We start from the raw sequence: 13,683 nt of genomic DNA, 5'->3' as shown, positions 1-13,683 counted from the left end.
GGTGGCGGCCGGTCACCTCAGGAGTCATGATGGACGCCCATACCAGGCAAATCCCCCGCGCCGCCGCGCCGCCCCCAAAGGGTGAGCGGCAGGACGGTCAGGACTGGCCGGCTCGCAGCCTGCGCCACGTCTGGCATCCGTGCACGCAGATGAAACAGCAGGCGCAGATGCCCCTTATCGCCCTCGCCAGCGGCGAGGGTCCGTGGCTGGTCGACACCGACGGACACCGCTACCTCGACGCGATCAGTTCGTGGTGGGTCAACCTGTTCGGCCATGCCAATCCGCGCATCAATGCGGCGATCGTCGATCAACTCGGCAAGCTCGAGCACGCGATGCTCGCCGGCTTCACGCACGAACCGGTCGTGACGCTCGCCGAACGGCTGTCCGCCCTGACCGGCGGCGTGCTCGGCCATTGCTTCTTCGCGTCGGATGGCGCATCGGCCGTCGAGATCGCGCTCAAGATGAGCTTTCACGCGTGGCGCAATCTCGGTCACGCCGACAAGCGCGAATTCGTCTGCGTGAAAAACGGCTATCACGGGGAAACACTCGGTGCGCTGGCCGTCACCGATGTGGCCCTTTTCCGCGACGCCTACGATCCGCTGCTGCGCCATGCGCACGTCGCCGCATCGCCGGACGCGCGGCTGGCGTTCGCAGGCGAGGCGGCCGCCGACGTCGCGCGCCGCGCGGCCGCCGATCTCGGCGCGCTGCTCGAAGCGCGCGAGGGACGCATCGCTGCCGTGATCGTCGAACCGCTGGTGCAATGCGCCGCCGGAATGGCGATGCACGACCCGGTCTATCTGCGCGAAGTGCGGGCGCTGTGCGATCGCCACGGCGCTCACATGATCGCGGACGAAATCGCGGTCGGCTGCGGACGCACCGGCACTTTCTTCGCCAGCGAACAGGCGGGCATCTGGCCCGACCTGCTCACGCTCTCGAAAGGCATCAGCGGCGGCTACCTGCCGTTGTCGCTGGTAATGTGCCGGCCGGCCATCTACGACGCGTTCTACGACGACAGCACCGCGCGCGGATTCCTGCATTCCCACTCGTACACCGGCAACCCGCTGGCGTGCCGCGCGGCCGTGGCGACACTCGACATCTTCGCGCAAGACAATGTGCTCGCCCAAAATGTGACGCGCGCGAAGCGTCTGACAGAACGGCTGGCGCCGTTGGCCGGCGACCCGCGAGTCCGTCATTTCCGACAGCGCGGCATGATCTGGGCCTTCGACGCGGCCATCGACGCGCCGCAGGCCGTCACCACCTTTGCGCGGCGCTTTCATGCCGAAGCGCGCGAACGCGGCGTGCTGCTACGCCCGCTCGGCAACACGGTGTATCTGATGCCGCCGTACATTCTCGACGACGCGACGACGGACTGGCTCGCCGCGCAAACCCTGGCGGCCTTCGACGCCGCGTACGATGCGGCAAGCGCCGCCAACGGAGCCCGCTGACATGCATCCCCTGACGCAACTCGAACGCGGCCTGGCCCAGCTCGACGCACAGCATCTGCGCCGCCGGCGCCGCATCGTGGATACGCCGTGCACGCCGCACATCAAGGCCGACGGCAAACCGACGCTCGCCTTCGCCAGCAACGACTATCTCGGCCTCGCCGCGCACCCTGCCGTGGTCGCCGCGCTCATCGAGGGTGCCCGCCGGTACGGCGCCGGCAGCGGTGCGTCGCATCTCATCAGCGGACACTCGCGCGCGCACGCGCAGTTGGAAGAGGCGCTGGCAGAATTCATGGCACCGCATCTGGTGGAACCGCGCGCGCTGTACTTCTGCACCGGCTACATGGCCAATCTCGCGACGATCTCCGCGCTTGCAGGCAAAGACGCCGAGGTGTTTTCCGAAGCGCTCAATCATGCGTCACTGATCGACGGCGCCCGCCTGTCGCGCGCCAACGTGAAGGTCTATCCGCACGGCGACGTGGCCGCTTTGGCGGCATTGCTTGAAGCGAGCCAGGCCGAAACCAAGCTGATCGTGACGGACGGCGTGTTCTCGATGGACGGCGACATCGGCCCCCTGCCGGCGTTGTTGGCGCTCGCGGAGAAGCACTGCGCGTGGTTGATCGTCGACGACGCGCACGGCTTCGGCGTGCTCGGGGAAAACGGACGCGGCGTCTTCGAACATTTCGCGATGCGCTCGCCGAACCTCGTCATCATCGGCACGCTCGGCAAAGCGGCCGGCGTCGGCGGCGCATTCGTCGCGGCGCACGCAACCGTGATCGAATGGCTCGTCAACCGGGCCCGTCCTTACATCTTCACGACGGCGGCCGCCCCGGCGCAGGCGCATGCCCTGCTGACCAGTCTCGCCCTGATCCGCGGCGATGAAGGGCGCGCACGGCGCACGCATCTGCAGGCGCTGATCGCGCAGTTGCGCGACTCGCTCGACCTGCAGCACTGGCAGCACATCGCATCGCCGACGGCGGTACAACCGGTCATCCTCGGCGAGAACGCCGCTGCGCTGCATGCCGCCGCAGGGCTGGCAGAGGCGGGGCTGTGGGTGCCTGCGATCCGGCCGCCGACGGTCCCTGCCGGCACGTCGCGGCTGCGCATTTCGCTGTCGGCCGCGCATACGGCCGGCGACGTCGCAACGCTCGCCTCGGCCGTCAACCGGCTCGATCGGGACTGGACGGGGACTCGCCATGGCTGATGCCCTCCGTGCCCGGCACGCGTTTTTCGTCACCGGCACCGACACCGAAATCGGCAAGACGCTGGTGTCCTCCGCCCTGCTCCATGCGGGCGTACGCCGCGGACTTGTCTGCGCCGGGCTCAAATCGGTCGCAGCGGGCGCCATCGCGCGCGGCGGCCGGCTGATCAACGACGATGTCGAGCAGTTGCGCCGCGCGAGCAACGTCGAACTACCGGACGACTGGTACTGCCCTTATGTCCTGCGCGACGCCACCGCGCCGCACATCGCCGCCGAAGCGGAAGGCATCGCGCTCGATGGCAACGTCATCCGCGCAGGCTACGCACGCATGGCAGAGCGCGCGGATCTGGTCATCGTCGAGGGTGTCGGCGGCTTCCGCGTGCCGCTGAACGACACGTTCGACACGGCCGATCTGGCACGTGAGCTCGGGCTGCCGGTGATTCTTGTCGTCGGTCTGCGCCTCGGTTGCATCAACCACGCGTTGCTGACGGCCGAGGCGATCCTGTCGCGCGGCCTCACGCTGGCCGGCTGGGTCGCCAATCACGTCGACAGCAAATTGCGCCATGCCGAGGCCAATATCGAAGCGATCGCCACACGCCTGCCGGCACCGCTGATCGGCCGCGTGCCGCACCTGGCTCACCCCGACGCCGTCACGGCCTCGGGCTATCTCGATCTCCACCCGCTCATGGGTGATGCAGTCAACGATGCGCCGACGACCGGCGCGCCCCATTGAGCTTCCCGAATACAAGGATCCGTTATATGCAAACCCACGCCCACACCCCGAACGCCCACGGTCACGCCGATGCCGAACGCCGCAACCTCACGCCGTGGCGCACGGAAGACATCGACGCGCTGTTCGCCCTGCCGTTCAACGATCTGATCCATCGCGCGCAGCAGGTGCATCGCGCGCATTTCGACGCGAACGCCGTGCAATTGTCGACGCTGCTGTCCATCAAGACGGGCGGCTGCCCGGAAGACTGCGCGTACTGCCCGCAATCGGCGCGCTACGACACCGGCGTCGAAGCCGAGAAGCTGATGCCGATCGCCGAAGTGCTCGAAGCGGCCCAGCGCGCCAAGGACAACGGCGCGACGCGCTTTTGCATGGGCGCGGCATGGCGCAGCCCGAAGCCGCATCAAGTCGACGCCGTCGGCGAAATGGTGCGCGGCGTGAAGGCGCTCGGGCTCGAGACCTGCGTCACCCTCGGCATGCTGCGCGACGGTCAGGCCGAACAGCTGCGTGAAGCCGGCCTCGATTACTACAACCACAACCTCGACACGTCGCCCGAGTTCTACGGCCAGATCATCACGACGCGCACCTATCAGGATCGTCTCGACACGCTCGCCCGCGTGCGCGACGCCGGCCTGAAAGTGTGTTGCGGCGGCATCGTCGGACTGGGCGAATCGCGCCGCGAACGCGCCGGGCTCATCGCCCAGCTCGCCAACATGGATCCGTACCCGGAATCGGTGCCGATCAACAATCTGGTGCAAGTGGAAGGCACGCCGCTGTCGGGCAACGATGCGGTCGATCCGTTTGATTTCGTGCGCACCATCGCCGTGGCGCGCATCACCATGCCGCGCGCGATGGTGCGCCTGTCGGCGGGCCGCGAAACGATGGACGACGCCCTGCAGGCCCTGTGCTTCCTCGCTGGCGCCAATTCGATGTTCTACGGTGACAAATTGCTCGTCACCGACAACCCGCAAGCCGAAGCCGACCGCCAGTTGCTCACGCGGCTCGGCATGCGCGCCTCGAGCGAGGCGCAGCTCTCGACATGCGGGGACGACACACCCTGCGCCGCGCATTGAGGCCGATGCCCCGGTGCACGGACGACGACCGCCCTGGGCCTGTTCGCGCCAAGGCGGCCCGATCCTGCGCAGGGGCGATGAGCGGCTGACAGCGCGCGGCGCGCCCCCCATACGATTTATCTCAGGAGGCCATATGTTCGACAAGATCCTCATCGCCAATCGCGGCGAAATCGCCTGCCGCGTGGCGGCCACGGCGGCCCGGCTCGGCATTCGCACCGTCGCGGTGTATTCCGACGCCGACGCCCATGCCAAGCATGTGGCCGTGTGCGACGAGGCAGTGCACGTAGGGGGCGCGGCCGCGCGCGACAGTTATCTGCGCGTCGAGAAGATCATTGAAGCGGCGCTCGCCACAGGCGCGCAAGCGATCCATCCGGGCTACGGCTTCCTCTCCGAGAATGAAGCGTTCGCCGCCGCGTGCAAGCGCGCGGGGCTCGTCTTCATCGGCCCGCCGGTCGAAGCGATTCATGCGATGGGCAGCAAGAGCGCCGCGAAGTCGCTGATGGAAGATGCGGCGGTACCGCTGGTGCCGGGTTATCACGGCGAGCGTCAGGAACCGGATTTTCTGCAGGCACGCGCCGACGAGATCGGCTATCCCGTCCTCCTCAAGGCGAGCGCAGGCGGCGGAGGCAAGGGCATGCGCGTCGTGGAGCGCAGCGAAGACTTCCGTGCCTCGCTGGCATCGTGCCAACGGGAAGCGGCGAGCAGTTTCGGCGACGACCGCGTGCTGGTCGAGAAGTATCTGACCCGTCCACGGCATATCGAGATCCAGGTGTTCGCCGACACCCACGGCCACTGCGTCTATTTGTTTGAGCGCGACTGCTCAGTGCAGCGCCGTCACCAGAAAGTGCTGGAAGAAGCGCCGGCGCCCGGCATGACGGAAGCGCGCCGCCGCGCGATGGGCGAGGCCGCCTGCAACGCGGCACGCGCGGTCGGCTACGTGGGCGCAGGCACGGTCGAGTTCATCGTCAATCAGGACGGCTCGTTCTACTTCATGGAGATGAACACGCGCTTGCAGGTCGAGCATCCGGTGACGGAAATGATCACGGGACTCGATCTGGTCGAATGGCAATTGCGCGTGGCGGCCGGCGAGCCGCTGCCTTTGGCGCAAGACGCCTTGCGGATGCGCGGCCATGCGCTCGAAGCGCGTATCTACGCGGAAAACCCGGACAACAATTTCCTTCCGTCGACCGGCACGCTCACCGCCTTGCGCACCCCCACGGCGGTGAATTTCCAGGTGGGCGGCAGCAGCGCGCCTGCGGCAGTGCGGATCGATGCCGGTGTGCGTGAGGGCGACACCATCTCGCCATTCTACGACCCGATGATCGCCAAGCTGATCGTTTGGGGCCAGGATCGCGATGAAGCGCTCGCGCGCATGCGTCAGGCGTTGGCCCAGTACCGCGTCGTCGGCGTGGCCACGAATATCGCCTTCCTTGGCCGGCTCGTGGCCAGTGTTCCGTTCGCGGCCGCCGATCTCGACACCGGCCTGATCGAACGCCACCGCGACACGTTGTTCCCGGCAAAGACGCCTGCGCCGGCGACCGCGCTGGCGCTGGCCGTCGCGGCGCAACTCGCGCGCGAGACCGTCTCGGCGCGCCGCAAGTACCAGGACAGCGCGGACCAGCACTCGCCTTGGCAGGCCGCTACGGGTTGGCGGCTGAATGCGGACTATTGCCGCACGCTGTCGTTTGACCAGGGCGACGTGCGCCACGACGTCGTGCTGAGCTCCGGCGCCACCGGCAGTACCTTGACCGTCGGCGGCGAGACGTTGCCGTTCGCCTATCGTCACGACACGGGTGCGTACAAGATCACGCTGGGCGACCGGCGCGCGCAGGGCCACGTGCATTTCGCGCACGACACCGCCCATGTGTTTGTCGACGGGCAGGAATGGCCCCTCGCATGGCACGATCCGCTCGCGCAAGCAGGCGCGGCCGAAGGCGGCGAAGGCCGTCTGACGGCGCCGATGCCGGGCAAGGTCATCGCCGTGCTGGCGCAAGCGGGCGCGAAGGTCGAGAAAGGCGCGCCGCTGCTGGTGATGGAGGCGATGAAGATGGAGCACACCATCAACGCGCCTGCCGACGGCGAGATCGAGGAAATCCTCTTTGCCGTGGGCGACCAGGTGCCCGAGGGCGCACAGTTGCTTGCGTTCAAGCGGTGAGGCTGACGCCGAAACCCAAACACGGCCCGCCGCCGGAACGGCTCTGGCGTCGGGCCGTTCCGCCTCCACGCGAATTCTGCCAATGCTTGGGAAACGTCCGATAAAATAAACGGGGGGTGAAACGCCCCTCGCGCCCACTGGGATTGGCCCAGTCACGTATGGGATGGGTAGCGATATAACGTCGCACGAGAGCGTCTGATTGTTTAGCCTGTGGGACTCGTCTATGGAGTTCCCGCCATGCATACGAACCCTCTCGCCAAGTTTGGACAACATCTCGCCCACCTGCGCAAAGCGCGCGGCTGGTCGCAGGAAAAACTCGCGCTGGAAAGCGGCCTCGCACGTTCATACGTCAGCGGTATCGAGCGAGGCCGGCGCAACGTTGCGCTGATCAACATCTGCGTGCTCGCCGACACGCTCGGCGTGTCGTCCTCGGAAATGCTGAACTTCCCTGCCGACGGATCGACGGAAACGGTCGCCGTCTTTCCCGGCGACCGTACGCCCGTCCCCATGATTCATCGTGCGTTGCGCAAGCTCGACGAACAGGATCAGGCATGGGTCGCCGAGGTCATACGCAGCCTGAGCACGCGACTCGTGCAGACGCCGAACCGTACGATCGATGCCTGCGTGATCGCGCTGCCGCACGACAGCAGCAACGACGCCGCCGGCACAACCGACGCGGCGAAGCGCCCGCCGGCACGCGATGGATACCTCGCACGAGACACGCAACCGTCGCGCGAAGGGCCGTCATCCCGAGAGGGATATGTCCCCATGGATGGGGTGCGCATCGCTGCCCAGGCGCGAGAAGCACATGAAGGCCACCAAGGGCGCGAGGGCCGTGACGCGCGCGGCGAACGAGACGCGAAAGATACGCGTACCGATCCTTCGCCGCGTCACGGCGACCGTCCCCGCGATACCGGTTCGGATGATTAGCCGATGCCGGGGTCCGTCGTCTCCCGTCCCGTGCCGGCGGGAGGGCTATCGCCCCACCGGTCGAGGTCCAGCGCATCGCGCCAGAACCTTGCGGCCTCCCCGCCTGCGCCCGGCAATTCGGCCGGCGCCGGAGCATCGCACACGGTGATACGTTCGACATGCACCACGATCGCCAAGGCTGGCACTCGCCCGTCGTCGATGAGTCCGCCCAGAAGTTCGGGCTGGATCGACAATTGGGCCTTCCCGGCGAGATGGAGCCCACGGCGCACCGCCGCCGTCGCCAGCCAAAGGCTGATCTGCGGATGCACTAGGAGATTGCGCAAAGTTTGCCGATGCGCAGTCGCATCGAACTCCGGAATCAGTATCGTGTTGGCGTCGAACACCGCCGCGCCGGCGCCCGGCCGCGTACGACGCATATCGCCATGCCAGTCGCCGTCCGGACCCGCCGTCGTCAGGCTGAGATACCGGGCGTCATCAATGATCTGTCTCGCTGCACCGCGCAGGCCAAGCGCAACCTCCGGACTCGGGCTCTGCCCGGTTTCCATGCCTGGCAAACGGGCGTCGGACTGTATCAAAAACAATGGGTCAAGTCGAAACACAGAAATCTCCCTGGTTCACGCACGTTTCAGACTGTCACACTAGCGGCAAGGTCAGGGTGACATAGGCACCTTGCACTCGACGCGGCGTGCACGCAGTAACGCTCGGTCCTCGTCGGCATAGCTAAGAAACATCCCAAGATCCATCGCCCCGATGCGGCCAGGCGATAAGACATGGCATCAAGGACGCAGCCGTCGACCGGCGAAAGTCCACTATGAGACGCCGCCGGGAAAAGGTCAAACCGTTTTCGTCGTTTTACATTAACAAGAGAAATTTCACTATGGACTCCAATCCTTTATACCGATTCGGCAGGCATCTCGCCGGCCTGCGCAAGAAGTACAACTGGGCCCAGGACAAGCTGGCGCTCGAGAGCGGCCTGGCGCGTTCCTACCTGAGCGGTGTGGAACGCGGCAAACGGAACATTTCGCTGCGCAATATCTGCATCCTTGCCGACACGCTTGGCGTGCCGCCGCACGAACTGCTGTCGTTTGATGCGGGCATGACCGCGCTGACCGACGCACGCGCGAACCTGAGCCCGAGCGATCCCTATCCGTCGCTCAACCGCGCCATGCAAAAGCTGTCGGATCGCGACCAGCTCTGGATGGCGGAATTGGTGCGCACGCTCAGCGTGCGGCTCAACCACGGCCAGTTGCGGCAGGACTGACGCCGGCCAAGCCGGCGCGACCGGCGCCGGCCGGCCACCGCGCCACTTATGCCTGGCCGATGAATGCTTCGACCGCGCGATTGAAGGCCACGACGTTGGCGAGATTCATGCCGTGTGAAGCTTGGGGAATCATCATCCGGCGCGCGTCGGGCAAGGCCTGCGCGAGCGCGTCGAGGATGGCGGGATACGGCGCCGGACTGAGGGCGCCGCCCAGCAGCAGCACGGGCGCCTGGAGCGCGCCAAGCGCATCGATCGGCAACGGCGTGCGCGGTTCCTTGACCTGGCCGATCAGCGTGAGGGCATTGTCGCGCACCATCCGCTTGAACCAGGGCACCATGCGCCGCCAGGTATCCGGACCGCTGACCGTATCGATAAACAGAGCGAGTCCGCCATCGATGTCGCCCGCTTCGATCGCCGCATGGGCCCGCTCGCGAAATCCGCCGCGGCCGCTGTCGAACGACACGTCCGACGGGCCGCCGGACAGTTCGATGCCCGGGTCGGCCAGCATCAGCGATCGCACCGTATCGGGCGCCATCAACGCCGCGCGCATCGCAACGTAACCGCCGCGCGAGTGCCCGAGCAGGTGCACCGGCCCCTCGCCGAGTGCCCCGATGAAGGCGGCAAGATCCTCCGCGTGCTGTTCTGCAGAGAAGGTATCGCCCTTGCCGTCCCAGGCGTCGGGCCAGTAGTGGCGCAAACTCACTGACACGACGCGCCGGCGCTCGGCCAACGGCGCCATCTGCGGCTTGAAATAGCGGCAATCGCACAGGGAACCGTGCACCAGGACGAGCGGCGCGCCGGTTGCGCCCGGCGGGGCGGGCGTTTCGAGATACGCCATCGGATACCCGTTGACGGTGAGGGTGTGCGGCGTGACGACCGGCATGGCGGCAAAAAATCCGGAATCAGGGGGAAGGCCGCCAGTATAGCCGTGCCTCGACGCCGTTGTTGCACTGCGACACGGCGGGCGGCCCATGCCTTGCGCCCGCCCCTTTTGCCGGGCAACGCGAACCCGATAGTTGCATGAACCGGCCCTGGCCCGCCGCGATCGGGTATCCTTGCGAACTCCCGATTTTTGCCAACGGCAGACCTCATGGCGCTCAAAGCCACCATTTACAAAGCCGACGTGCAGATCACCGATCTGGACCGTCACTACTATCAATCGCACGGCCTGACGCTCGCCCGCCATCCGTCCGAAACGGACGAGCGCATGATGGTACGCCTGCTCGCGTTCATGCTGCACGCCCAGGAGCGGCTGGCATTCGGGCGCGGCCTGTCCACCGCAGACGAGCCCGACCTGTGGGAACACGACCTCGGCGGCGACATTCTGCGCTGGATCGACGTCGGCCTGCCCGACCCGCGGCGACTTGTGAAGGCTTGCGGCCGTGCGGCGTCCGTCGAAGTCATCGCTTTTGGCGGCCGGCAGGCCACCGTCTGGTGGCAACAAGCGCAGACGCAACTGACCCGTCTGCGCAACCTGCGCGTGCGTCTGCTCGACGAAGCGTCCAGCGAAGCGCTGGCTGCACTCGCAGGCCGCTCGATGCGCCTGCAATGCACGATTCAGGACGGCCAGGTCTGGGTTGCCGACGATTCGCATAACCTCGCCATCGGCCTGACGACGCTGCGCGAGGCGAAGTAACCCGGGCACCGGCCACCTTTGTTACACTTGACGTTAACGTCAACAAGACACGCCGCGTTTCGACGGCGGCCCGGAGACTGCGGCGCCTGCCGCGCAGCCGATCAACCATGGACATCCTGATCTTTTCGCCGGACGGCAAGACCGCCCCGTTTGAAACCGGCCTCGCCGATGCCTTGCCGGGTGCCCGCACCCGCAGCTGGCAACCCGGCGATGACAATGCGGCCGACTACCTCGTGCTCTGGAAGCCCAACGCCGAGGTCCTGAAGCCGCGCGAGCGCCTGAAAGCCATCTTCAATATGGGCGCGGGCGTCGACGCCGTGCTGGGCGTGGACGGTGAAGGCGCGCGGCGTCTGCCCGCCGGCGTTGCGCTGGTGCGCCTCGAAGACGCCGGCATGGGCGCGCAGATGGTCGAGTACGTCAGCCACGCGGTGCTGCGCTATTTCCGCCGCCTCGATGAATTGGCCGAACTGCAGGCGCAAGGCGTCTGGAAGTTTCTCAAGCCGAATCGCATCGCCGAGTTCCCCGTTGCCGTGCTCGGCTTCGGCACGCTCGGCGCACAAGTCGCTGGCGGGCTCGCCGCACTGGGCTTTCCGGTGCGTGCCTGGAGCCGCTCGGCCCGCCCCGGGCGCGAGAACGTCACGTTATACAGCGGCGCCGATGGCTTCGACACTTGTGTGTCCGGCGCGCGCGTCCTGGTGAACCTGCTGCCACTCACGCCCGATACGGCCGACGTGCTCAACGCGAAACTGTTCGCGAAGCTGGCCCCCGGCGCATTTGTCATCAACGTGGCGCGTGGCGGCCATCTGGTGGAAGCCGATCTGCTGGCGGCCATGGCCAGCGGCCAGATTGCCGGTGCCACGCTCGATGTGTTCCGCACCGAGCCGCTGCCGGCCGATCATCCGTTCTGGCGCCAGCCCCGGCTCACGGTCACGCCGCACATGTCCGCGCTGACGCTGCGCGAGGAAACCATCGCCCAGATCGCCGGGAAAATCGCCGCGCTCGAACGCGGCGAAGCGATTACCGGCATCGTCGATATCCAGCGCGGCTACTGATGCCGCGCGCCTGAGGAGACGTTCCATGTCACAGCCTGTCTTGCCCCAACGCGTCAAGGTCGTCGAAGTGGGACCGCGCGATGGCCTCCAGAACGAAAAGCAGCAAGTGCCGACGCCAACGAAGATCGCGCTCGTCGACCAATTGTCGGCGGCAGGATTCCAGAACGTCGAGTCGGCGTCGTTTGTCTCGCCCAAGTGGGTGCCGCAGATGGCCGATGGCTCGGAGGTGATGGCCGGCATCACGCGCTCGCCAGGCACCGTCTACTCGGTCCTCACGCCCAACATGAAGGGCTTCGAGGCCGCGCTCGCCGCCAAGGCCGACGAAGTCGTGATCTTCGCCGCCGCGAGCGAGGCCTTCTCGCAACGCAACATCAACTGCTCGATCGAGGAAAGCATCGCGCGCTTCGAGCCGGTCGCGCGTGCCGCCAAGGACGCCGGTCTGCGCCTGCGCGGCAGTATCTCTTGCTGTCTCGGCTGTCCGTATCAGGGCGATGTCCCGATCGAGAGCGTCGTGAATGTGATCCAGCGGCTGGCCGCCCTGGGCTGCGACGAAATCGACATTGCCGACACGATCGGCGTGGGCACGCCAGGACGCACGCGCGACGTCATGGAAGCCGCCGCCCGCGCGTTTCCGATCGAGCGCCTGTCCGGGCATTTCCACGATACCTACGGCCAAGCGACGGCGAACATCTATGCCGCGCTGCAAAGCGGCATCTCGATCTTCCATTCGTCGGTCGCGGGTCTGGGCGGCTGCCCCTACGCGAAGGGCGCGACGGGCAACGTCGCGACGGAAGACGTGCTGTATCTGCTGCACGGCCTCGGCATCACGACCGGCATCGACCTCGATGCGGTGGTGCGCACCGGCGACTTCATCTCGAAAGCGATCGGGCGCACCAATGCTTCGCGCGTCGGCCGCGCCTTGCTTGCCAAGATGCAGGACGCCGACGACGCCACTTGCGTCTGACCGGCACTTACCCGCGCTTACGCCCCAATGGCCTGCCCCATGACACAGAATCACGCCACGCCAGATCACGACACCCTTCCCGATAGCGCGCGCCGCGTTGCACAGTGGCTCACCGAGGCCGGCCACGACCGGCCGGTGGTGATGCTGCCGGCGACCGGCAAGACCTCGGCCGAAGCCGCCGCCGGTCTCGGCTGCCAAGTCGCGCAGATCGCGAAGTCCATTATCTTTCGCCGCGCGGCCGATGACGTGCCGGTCCTCGTCATCGCCAGCGGCATCAATCGCGTCGATGAGAAGAAGGTGGCTGCGAAAGTCGGTGCACTCGCGAAGGCCGACGCGCGTTTCGTCAAGGAAAAGACGGGCTATTCGATCGGCGGCGTCAGCCCCATCGGCCATTTGTCTGCGCCCGTCATGCTGATCGACGAGGATCTGCTCAAGCTGGAGAGCCTGTGGGCCGCCGCAGGGCATCCGCACGCCGTGTTCAATCTTACGCCCGCGCAGCTGCTGTCGATGACCGGTGCACCGGTCGCCGACGTCGCGCTGCGCGACTGAACGCCATGTCCGTGCCGTCGCCGTGTCAGAATCTCTGCCGGATGAATCCGGCCACGGGCTGGTGCGACGGCTGCTGGCGTACGCTCGACGAAATCGCCGCCTGGTCGACGATGTCCGACGAAGACAAACAGCGCGTCCTCGACGCCCTGCCCGCACGTCGCGCCGAGCATGTGCCGGCCGTTTCCGAAACACCCCGCTGACGCGCCGCCCGCGCGCCGGCATTTTTGGCCCCCCTCCATCCATGGGTAAAATCGTCAGCGTCGGCGAAACCTTTTCCGCCACGCATTCATTCACGCCGGAGTCGATCCGGCACTTCGCCACCCTCGCGAGCGATCATAATCCGCTGCATCACGATGCGGATTACGCGGCCGACAGCCGCTTCGGCGGACTGATCGCGTCGGGCACGCAGCAGATGTCGTATCTGGCATCGCTGCTCGCCACGCATTACGCAAAGACTGCGCAGCCGCTCGGTCTCGAGTTCGACATGAAACTGAAGAAGGCGGTGCATGCCGGCGACGACATCCGCGTCGCGTGGACCGTGACGAGCGCCACGTGGAAAGACAAACTCGGGGGCGATATCGTAACGCTCGACGGACTGGCGACCAACCAGCGCGGCGAGCCGGTCATCGCCGCGACCGCGAAGATCCTCGTCTGCCCGCGCGCGGCCTGAGCGCGGCCAGAAGAGTCCGC

Annotated in this window: 15 protein-coding genes; 13 read left to right on the top strand and 2 right to left on the bottom strand. The window is 66.7% G+C overall.

Annotated elements, in window-relative coordinates:
• The first annotated feature begins 26 nt into the window (after positions 1-26).
• The 6 genes from bioA (at position 27) to PTE30175_RS29095 (ending at position 7,531) form a co-directional block, all read left to right on the top strand.
• The gene (gene bioA / locus PTE30175_RS12040) at positions 27-1,445 is read left to right on the top strand and encodes an adenosylmethionine--8-amino-7-oxononanoate transaminase (RefSeq protein ID WP_224788725.1); all 1,419 of its coding nucleotides are present in this window, start codon (positions 27-29) and stop codon (positions 1,443-1,445) included.
• Position 1,446: 1 nt separating this feature from the next.
• On the top strand, positions 1,447-2,646 hold the full coding sequence (bioF, locus tag PTE30175_RS12035; RefSeq protein ID WP_150697275.1) for an 8-amino-7-oxononanoate synthase: 1,200 nt from the start codon (positions 1,447-1,449) through the stop codon (positions 2,644-2,646).
• Positions 2,639-3,376 carry a dethiobiotin synthase gene (bioD, locus tag PTE30175_RS12030; RefSeq protein WP_150697274.1) on the top strand — a complete coding sequence of 246 codons (738 nt, stop codon included), beginning with the start codon at positions 2,639-2,641 and terminating at the stop codon, positions 3,374-3,376. The genes bioF and bioD overlap by 8 nt, the downstream gene beginning before the upstream one ends.
• Before the next feature lie 26 nt (positions 3,377-3,402).
• Positions 3,403-4,446, top strand: a complete 1,044-nt coding sequence (gene bioB / locus PTE30175_RS12025) for a biotin synthase BioB (protein WP_150697273.1) — start codon at positions 3,403-3,405, stop codon at positions 4,444-4,446.
• 133 nt (positions 4,447-4,579) lie between these two features.
• A complete protein-coding gene (locus PTE30175_RS12020) occupies positions 4,580-6,601 on the top strand; it encodes an acetyl/propionyl/methylcrotonyl-CoA carboxylase subunit alpha (RefSeq protein WP_150697272.1) in 2,022 nt (673 codons plus the stop codon).
• A gap of 237 nt (positions 6,602-6,838) precedes the next feature.
• Complete coding sequence (locus PTE30175_RS29095) at positions 6,839-7,531, top strand: helix-turn-helix domain-containing protein (protein ID WP_150697271.1); 693 nt, start codon at positions 6,839-6,841, stop codon at positions 7,529-7,531.
• Here the strand turns inward: PTE30175_RS29095 and PTE30175_RS12010 are convergent.
• Positions 7,528-8,076, bottom strand: coding sequence for a pyridoxamine 5'-phosphate oxidase family protein (locus PTE30175_RS12010; protein ID WP_150697270.1), 549 nt, complete (start codon positions 8,074-8,076; stop codon positions 7,528-7,530). The genes PTE30175_RS29095 and PTE30175_RS12010 overlap by 4 nt on opposite strands.
• A gap of 332 nt (positions 8,077-8,408) precedes the next feature.
• Here PTE30175_RS12010 and PTE30175_RS12005 point away from each other — a divergent pair, with 332 nt between their 5' ends.
• Positions 8,409-8,792 (top strand): helix-turn-helix domain-containing protein, encoded by a 384-nt coding sequence (locus tag PTE30175_RS12005; protein ID WP_150697269.1) that lies wholly within the window; start codon positions 8,409-8,411, stop codon positions 8,790-8,792.
• Between the two features lie 46 nt (positions 8,793-8,838).
• Here PTE30175_RS12005 and PTE30175_RS12000 read toward each other — a convergent pair whose 3' ends face one another.
• Entirely contained in the window at positions 8,839-9,675 is an 837-nt protein-coding gene (locus PTE30175_RS12000; protein ID WP_150697268.1) for an alpha/beta fold hydrolase, read from the bottom strand.
• A gap of 207 nt (positions 9,676-9,882) precedes the next feature.
• Between PTE30175_RS12000 and PTE30175_RS11995 the strand changes: the two genes are divergently transcribed.
• The 6 genes from PTE30175_RS11995 to PTE30175_RS11970 all read left to right on the top strand — a co-directional run bounded on the left by PTE30175_RS11995 (position 9,883) and on the right by PTE30175_RS11970 (position 13,663).
• The gene (locus PTE30175_RS11995; RefSeq protein ID WP_150697267.1) at positions 9,883-10,428 is read left to right on the top strand and encodes a YaeQ family protein; all 546 of its coding nucleotides are present in this window, start codon (positions 9,883-9,885) and stop codon (positions 10,426-10,428) included.
• 107 nt (positions 10,429-10,535) lie between these two features.
• Complete coding sequence (locus tag PTE30175_RS11990; protein WP_150697266.1) at positions 10,536-11,480, top strand: 2-hydroxyacid dehydrogenase; 945 nt, start codon at positions 10,536-10,538, stop codon at positions 11,478-11,480.
• Between the two features lie 25 nt (positions 11,481-11,505).
• The gene (locus PTE30175_RS11985; protein ID WP_150697265.1) at positions 11,506-12,444 is read left to right on the top strand and encodes a hydroxymethylglutaryl-CoA lyase; all 939 of its coding nucleotides are present in this window, start codon (positions 11,506-11,508) and stop codon (positions 12,442-12,444) included.
• 39 nt (positions 12,445-12,483) lie between these two features.
• The gene (locus PTE30175_RS11980) at positions 12,484-12,993 is read left to right on the top strand and encodes a YbaK/EbsC family protein (RefSeq protein ID WP_150697264.1); all 510 of its coding nucleotides are present in this window, start codon (positions 12,484-12,486) and stop codon (positions 12,991-12,993) included.
• A gap of 5 nt (positions 12,994-12,998) precedes the next feature.
• Positions 12,999-13,193 carry a DUF1289 domain-containing protein gene (locus PTE30175_RS11975; protein ID WP_150697263.1) on the top strand — a complete coding sequence of 65 codons (195 nt, stop codon included), beginning with the start codon at positions 12,999-13,001 and terminating at the stop codon, positions 13,191-13,193.
• 41 nt (positions 13,194-13,234) lie between these two features.
• Entirely contained in the window at positions 13,235-13,663 is a 429-nt protein-coding gene (locus tag PTE30175_RS11970) for a MaoC family dehydratase (RefSeq protein ID WP_150697262.1), read from the top strand.
• Positions 13,664-13,683 lie beyond the last annotated feature (20 nt).

Origin of the sequence: Pandoraea terrae (genome assembly GCF_902459695.1) — a bacterium.
GTDB lineage: Bacteria > Pseudomonadota > Gammaproteobacteria > Burkholderiales > Burkholderiaceae > Pandoraea > Pandoraea terrae.
The sequence above is the reverse complement of the archived record's forward strand: the minus strand, read 5'-3'. Positions and strand labels throughout refer to the sequence as shown.

Bases quoted from the DNA above. Each gene is read 5' to 3' on its own strand.
- PTE30175_RS29095 (WP_150697271.1), top strand. From the start codon at position 6,839: ATGCATACGAACCCTCTCGCCAAGTTTGGACAACATCTCGCCCACCTG.
- bioB (WP_150697273.1), top strand. From the start codon at position 3,403: ATGCAAACCCACGCCCACACCCCGAACGCCCACGGTCACGCCGATGCC.
- PTE30175_RS12010 (WP_150697270.1), bottom strand. From the start codon at position 8,076: ATGGAAACCGGGCAGAGCCCGAGTCCGGAGGTTGCGCTTGGCCTGCGC.
- bioF (WP_150697275.1), top strand. From the start codon at position 1,447: ATGCATCCCCTGACGCAACTCGAACGCGGCCTGGCCCAGCTCGACGCA.
- PTE30175_RS11995 (WP_150697267.1), top strand. From the start codon at position 9,883: ATGGCGCTCAAAGCCACCATTTACAAAGCCGACGTGCAGATCACCGAT.
- PTE30175_RS11980 (WP_150697264.1), top strand. From the start codon at position 12,484: ATGACACAGAATCACGCCACGCCAGATCACGACACCCTTCCCGATAGC.
- bioD (WP_150697274.1), top strand. From the start codon at position 2,639: ATGGCTGATGCCCTCCGTGCCCGGCACGCGTTTTTCGTCACCGGCACC.
- PTE30175_RS12005 (WP_150697269.1), top strand. From the start codon at position 8,409: ATGGACTCCAATCCTTTATACCGATTCGGCAGGCATCTCGCCGGCCTG.
- PTE30175_RS11970 (WP_150697262.1), top strand. From the start codon at position 13,235: ATGGGTAAAATCGTCAGCGTCGGCGAAACCTTTTCCGCCACGCATTCA.
- PTE30175_RS12020 (WP_150697272.1), top strand. From the start codon at position 4,580: ATGTTCGACAAGATCCTCATCGCCAATCGCGGCGAAATCGCCTGCCGC.
- bioA (WP_224788725.1), top strand. From the start codon at position 27: ATGATGGACGCCCATACCAGGCAAATCCCCCGCGCCGCCGCGCCGCCC.
- PTE30175_RS11985 (WP_150697265.1), top strand. From the start codon at position 11,506: ATGTCACAGCCTGTCTTGCCCCAACGCGTCAAGGTCGTCGAAGTGGGA.
- PTE30175_RS11990 (WP_150697266.1), top strand. From the start codon at position 10,536: ATGGACATCCTGATCTTTTCGCCGGACGGCAAGACCGCCCCGTTTGAA.
- PTE30175_RS11975 (WP_150697263.1), top strand. From the start codon at position 12,999: ATGTCCGTGCCGTCGCCGTGTCAGAATCTCTGCCGGATGAATCCGGCC.
- PTE30175_RS12000 (WP_150697268.1), bottom strand. From the start codon at position 9,675: ATGCCGGTCGTCACGCCGCACACCCTCACCGTCAACGGGTATCCGATG.